This is a genomic window from Kitasatospora sp. NPDC091257, assembly GCF_044757675.1.
Classification (GTDB): Bacteria; Actinomycetota; Actinomycetes; order Streptomycetales; family Streptomycetaceae; genus Kitasatospora; species Kitasatospora lactacystinica.
Map to the genome: position 1 here is coordinate 1 of NZ_JBIVVI010000653.1, position 5,152 is coordinate 5,152.

The following is a 5,152-nucleotide window of genomic DNA, read 5'->3' on the forward strand; positions in this document are numbered from 1 at the left end:
GGGCCCACAGCGCAGGGCCCCGCCAGGGGAAGTCCGCGATCCGGGTCCTTGCCGCAGGTCGGGAGAGGTCTTCGCCCAGCCCGACCGCGCGGCCGTGACACCGGCCGCACGGTCACTGCGTCAAGGGCGCTCAGCCGTCGGCAAGTTCGAGGGACTTGCCGATCGGGAACCAGTGCAGTGTTGTCGTCATTTTGTCCGTGTCCGTGTCCGTGTCCACGTCGCCGTCGACATTCGCCAACGTGCCGGAGACCGTCTGCCCTTGCGGACGAGGACGCTCATCGGGTGGCGCTGGCCGGAGGTACCGGACTGGAGCAGGATCGGCGCGGTCTGCGCGCAGTGCAGGCCCTGGGCGTTGGTCTGCCCGGAGACCTGGACGTTCCCGTCCACGGTCAGGGTCTGGAGTTCGAGGTCGGGCCTGTCCACGGTGACGCTGGTGTGCAGGTGGTCCGGCGGGCGACGGGCCGGCGAGGAGGGGGCGGGGACGGTCAGCGCCCGCGCTGCCACAGTGGCGTCCGGCTTTGCGGCGCGGATCACGGTCGCTCATCATCAGGTGCCTCGGTGGGCCGTCGGGGTGACCGTGGGCGCCCGAGACGGCCGGGCGCGTCCACCAGCGGTGCCGGCCTTCCGTGCCGAAGTGCCCCTGTGGATCTGCTGCTTCAGGGCCGTCCGCGGCCGGGAGCGACATGTGGCGTACCGCCGGGCGGAGGTGGTTTCTAGGCGAACGGCGTAGCTGCGGGCGCGGTTCTTCGCGGATCGGGACGTACTGGTGAGGGCGCAGCGCCCGGGGGATCCCATCGCACGGAAGGAAGCGGGACATGGCCTCACAGAACATCAAGGAGCTCAAGGAGAAGGTCGAGAAGCTCTACGATGACGAGGAAGGCGATTTCAGGCGAAAGTTCGACGCGGCGATCAGGGGTTTGACGCCGCCCACGGTGTACCCGGACTCCGACGTTTACAAGGACTGGCGAGGGGCGACCGGAAAGACCCTGGCAGAATTCTTCGTCGAATGGTACGACTGGGGCTGGAAGCAGCCCATCTCCGACGGGTTGAAGTACATCCGTAAATTCAGCTGGATCAGCTACGAGAACGCCGCGGGGCTCGCGTTCGTGACCAGCGAATCAGGACGTGAGGTGCTGGCGGACTTCACGCAGCTGCAGGGTCGGCAGATGGATTCCACGGATTCCGAGAAGCTGGTCCAGCAGTGGATCGATGAACTCGGCCCGAAGCGGATGGCCGATTTCAAGAAGGGGGACTGGTCGACCCTCAACAAGTTCTTCATCAGGGAACTGAAGCCCGGTAAGCGGCCGATCGACTACCCCGACGACCCCAGCGTCGTGACCGCCCCGACCGACTGCATCATCAACATGATCGTCGACAACCTGGCGCCCGACACGCCGCTCCCGATCAAGGCGGCCGTGACCATGAGTGTCAGCAGGCTGCTCGACGGCTCCAAGTATGCCGAGAAGTTCATCGGTGGCACGGCCGTGTCGTGCATCCTCATGCCCGACACCTACCACCGCTACCACGCCCCGGTCGGCGGCCGGGTGGTCGAGGCCCGCGACGACATCGGCGGCGTCTACTACGGGATCCGGGACTTCCCCGACCTGCTCAACAAGGGAAACGTCGGCTACGGGTACGACTACAGCCTGTTCGAGGACTTCCGCCGCGGATACGTCATCATCAAGACGCCGTACGTGGACCACAACGGGGATCCGGACGGCGAAGGCTTTGTCGCCCTGGTACCCGTCGGCCTCAACTCGATCGGCTCCGTGAGGTTCCTCGATCCGTTCCGGAGGATCACGGAGGAGTCGACCCCGGTCGAGGTGAAGAAGGGCGACGAGATCGGCTACTTCCAGTACGGCGGTTCACTGAACATCCTGCTGTTCGAAGAGAAGCGGTTCCCCGCACTCCAGCTCCTCCTGGGCCAGCGCATCGGAGTCCTCCAGGAGGTCGCGCACACCGAGCGCTACATCGAGCGCTACGTCCGCCCGCTGCCCGGGCGCGTTACGCCGACGTCCTGACCTCCCTCCCGAAACGGAAGGCGAACCATGCCCCGTCAGCCCGTTTACGCGATCCCGGCGAACGCCTTCAACACGCAGACGATCCACTTCTGTCCCGACCCCGGGAAGAAGGAGGAGGAAGGAGCCCCGAAGACGGTCCGGTCCTACGCCGGGTACGCGGACGTCGACGGTCCCGGCACCGAAAGGAGCCGCTTGTTCCACTGGTTCTTCGAGAGCCAGACCTGCGATCCCCACGTCGACGCCGACAAGCAGAAGGACCTGATCGAGAAGACGCCTCTGTTGATCTGGCTCAACGGCGGTCCCGGCGCCTCGTCGCTCCTGGGTCTGTTCCTGGAGAACGGGCCGCTGCGCGTCGGTGACGACGCCGCCGGGACCATTTCGGTCAGCCCCGACACCTGGAACCAGGAAGCACACGTCCTCTACTGGGACCAGCCGGTCGGCGCGGGATACAGCTACTGCAAGACGTCGGAAACGTACGTCAAGGACGAGGACGAACTCAGCGAGATGTTCCACCGGGCGCTGGTTCAGTTCTTCGAAACGTACCCGGAGTACCAGAAGTGCCCCCTCTACGTCTGCGGTGAGAGCTATGCGGGCAAGTACGTGCCGTACATCGCCCGGAAGATCCACCAGGAGAACCTCAAGAGGCCCAGGACGCACCTCAATCTGCAGGGGATCGCCGTAGGAAACGGCTGGATCAGACCGGAACTCTCGATCCGCGTCATGATCGACTACGCCTTCGCGTCCGGATTCCTCGGCAAGGGCCAGAAGGACGTCCTGGACTCCTCGTACAAGCACTTCCAGGACGTCCTCAAGGCCGGCGAGATGAAGAAGGCCACCGATCTCGGCAACGGCCTGGTCAACGCGATCCTGGCCTACGGAGGCGACTTCGACGTCTACGACGTACGGCGCTGGGAGGACCTGTCCGCGGGTGCGCTGCCCGTCTACCTCAACACCGCCGCCGTCAAGGAGGCCCTGCACGTCGACCACGCGTGGGAGTCCGCGGACAACTCCGGTCCGGTGGCCACCGCACTGAAGGCCGACAACATGGCGGATGCCTCGTCGCTGTACGCCGAGCTCATCCACGCGAAGGAGAACTACAGGGTCCTGCTCTACACCGGGGACTTCGACACCGCCTGCGGCTACCAGAGCACCGAGGAGATCCTCGACGAGATCATGAAGGACGGCTGGCAGGAGGTCCCGCGGTTGATCTGGAAGCAGGCGCAGGGCAACCCGAAGGGCTTCGTCCGCAGCCTCAACAACGTCACCCAGGTCGCGGTGCCCGACGCCGGGCACGAGGTACCGGCCTACCAGCCGCGGATCTCCCGGGAGATGCTCTACAACTGGCTGTTCGACCGCCCCTTCCACGGCCAGGACCCCGAGAGCGTGGCCCGGGCCATCCTGGCCAAGGCCCTGGAGGACGCCGACGAGGAGACAGGATGAGCGGTCACTTCAAGAGGACGAAGGAGACGGCCGACCTGGCGGCGGCCACAGCCGTCCTCAAGCAGGGCTACGTCTGCACCCTCGCCCACGTCGACCCAGAAACGGGCAGGCCGAGGTGCGTGCCCATGGTCTACGCGTACCACGAGGAGGGGGACGAGCGGCGCCTCTATCTGCACGGCTCCATCTACTGGCCGCCGCAGACCGAGCTGGCGCCCTCGCTGCGGCAGCTGTGGAGCGACGCCGGGGTCCACGTCTGCCTGGCCGTCACCCTGCTCGACGGCCTCATCGTCGGGCGGGCGGCGATCAGCACCTCCCTCAACTACCGCTCCGTGGTAGTGGACGGCATCGCGCGGAAGGTCGATCCGGCGGACCGGGCGAAGGCGTTCGAGGCGCTCAGCAACCAGGTCGTCCCGGGCCGGTGGCCCGAGCTGCGCCCGATCAAGGACGGCAAGGGCGGCGAACTGGACTCGGACGGGGAGCACACCCCCACCACCGGGGTCCTCTCCGTCAGCCTGACAGAGGACGCGACGGTGAACGTCAAGCGGCACCACGCCGCCGAGCCGGAGCACGAGAACCAGCAGGACTGGGACTGGGACCACGGCAACGCCTGGGGCGGTGTGCTCCCGATGCGTCAGGTCTACGGGCCGGCGATCCCCGACTCGCACGTCAAGGACAAGGACGCCGACCCGCCGGACCCCGTCCAGCGGGTCATCGGCAGGACCACCTAGGTTCTCTTCGTTCCGGCGACGCCCGCCCGGCGTGATCCGAAAGAAGAGGATCTTCATATTCCGGTTCAGGCCGCGGCCTTGAGCAAAGTGATCAACTGGTCGGGGGACGGCCCGGGCGCGAAATCCGCTGGCCGGAGGGCATCGTCGCCGCGATGATGCGGACATGCGCACCTTCGAAGAGCTGATCGCCGAGGCCGAGGCCGTGTCCGTGGACGGCTGGGACTTCTCCTGGCTGGACGGCCGGGCCACCGAGGAGCGGCCCTCCTGGGGCTACCAGCGGCTGCTGGCCGGGCGGCTGGGCACGGCGACCGCGGCCCTGGACGTCCAGACGGGTGGCGGCGAGGTGCTCGCGGGCGCCGTACGGCTGGGCGGGCGCCCGCCCGTGCTCGCGGCCACCGAGTCCTGGCCGCCCAACGTGGCCCGCGCCACCGACCTGCTGCACCCGCTGGGCGCGGTGGTGGTCGCGGACCCCGACGAGCCGCCGCTGCCGTTCGCCGACGGGGCCTTCGACCTGGTCAGCAGCCGGCACCCGGTGCGGGCCTGGTGGACGGAGATCGCCCGGGTGCTGCGCCCCGGCGGCACGTACTTCGCCCAGCACGTGGGCCCGGCGTCGGCCTTCGAGCTGGTCGAGTACTTCCTCGGGCCGCAGCCGGAGGCGCGCGAGGGCCGCCGCCCCGAGCGGGAGAGCGCCGAGGCGCGGGCGGCCGGGCTGGAGGTGGTGGACCTGCGGTCCGAGCGGCTGCGGATGGAGTTCCGGGACATCGGTGCGGTGGTGTACTTCCTGCGCAAGGTGATCTGGATGGTCCCGGGCTTCACCGTGGCCGGGTACCGCGACCGGCTGCGCGAGCTGGACGCCCGGATCCGGGCCGAGGGCCCGTTCGTGGCCCACTCGGCGCGGTTCCTGATCGAGGCGCGCAAGCCGTAGCCGGCCCGCCGGACGCCGGCCCGCCGGGCAGGGGCCCC

The 5,152-nt window shown here is 68.1% G+C and carries 5 protein-coding genes; 4 read left to right on the forward strand and 1 reads right to left on the reverse strand.

All coding sequences use genetic code 11. The features are described from left to right. Window positions 1-186 precede the first annotated feature (186 nt). Window positions 187-534, reverse strand: coding sequence for a hypothetical protein (locus tag ACIQOV_RS26520; RefSeq protein WP_401052549.1), 348 nt, complete (start codon window positions 532-534; stop codon window positions 187-189). Window positions 535-815: 281 nt separating this feature from the next. Here ACIQOV_RS26520 and ACIQOV_RS26525 point away from each other — a divergent pair, with 281 nt between their 5' ends. The 4 genes from ACIQOV_RS26525 (at window position 816) to ACIQOV_RS26540 (ending at window position 5,114) form a co-directional block, all read left to right on the forward strand. Next, the gene (locus tag ACIQOV_RS26525; protein ID WP_401052551.1) at window positions 816-2,021 is read left to right on the forward strand and encodes a phosphatidylserine decarboxylase; all 1,206 of its coding nucleotides are present in this window, start codon (window positions 816-818) and stop codon (window positions 2,019-2,021) included. A gap of 27 nt (window positions 2,022-2,048) precedes the next feature. Further along, window positions 2,049-3,461 (forward strand): hypothetical protein, encoded by a 1,413-nt coding sequence (locus tag ACIQOV_RS26530; RefSeq protein ID WP_401052553.1) that lies wholly within the window; start codon window positions 2,049-2,051, stop codon window positions 3,459-3,461. Next, a complete protein-coding gene (locus tag ACIQOV_RS26535; protein ID WP_401052556.1) occupies window positions 3,458-4,189 on the forward strand; it encodes a pyridoxamine 5'-phosphate oxidase family protein in 732 nt (243 codons plus the stop codon). The genes ACIQOV_RS26530 and ACIQOV_RS26535 overlap by 4 nt, the downstream gene beginning before the upstream one ends. Before the next feature lie 163 nt (window positions 4,190-4,352). After that, window positions 4,353-5,114: a class I SAM-dependent methyltransferase gene (locus ACIQOV_RS26540; protein WP_401052558.1), complete on the forward strand. Its 762-nt coding sequence runs from the start codon at window positions 4,353-4,355 to the stop codon at window positions 5,112-5,114. The last annotated feature ends 38 nt before the right edge of the window (window positions 5,115-5,152 follow it).

Excerpts from the sequence above, each read along its gene's own strand:
- ACIQOV_RS26535 (WP_401052556.1), top strand. The coding sequence starts at position 3,458 with ATGAGCGGTCACTTCAAGAGGACGAAGGAGACGGCCGACCTGGCGGCG.
- ACIQOV_RS26530 (WP_401052553.1), top strand. The coding sequence starts at position 2,049 with ATGCCCCGTCAGCCCGTTTACGCGATCCCGGCGAACGCCTTCAACACG.
- ACIQOV_RS26525 (WP_401052551.1), top strand. The coding sequence starts at position 816 with ATGGCCTCACAGAACATCAAGGAGCTCAAGGAGAAGGTCGAGAAGCTC.
- ACIQOV_RS26540 (WP_401052558.1), top strand. The coding sequence starts at position 4,353 with ATGCGCACCTTCGAAGAGCTGATCGCCGAGGCCGAGGCCGTGTCCGTG.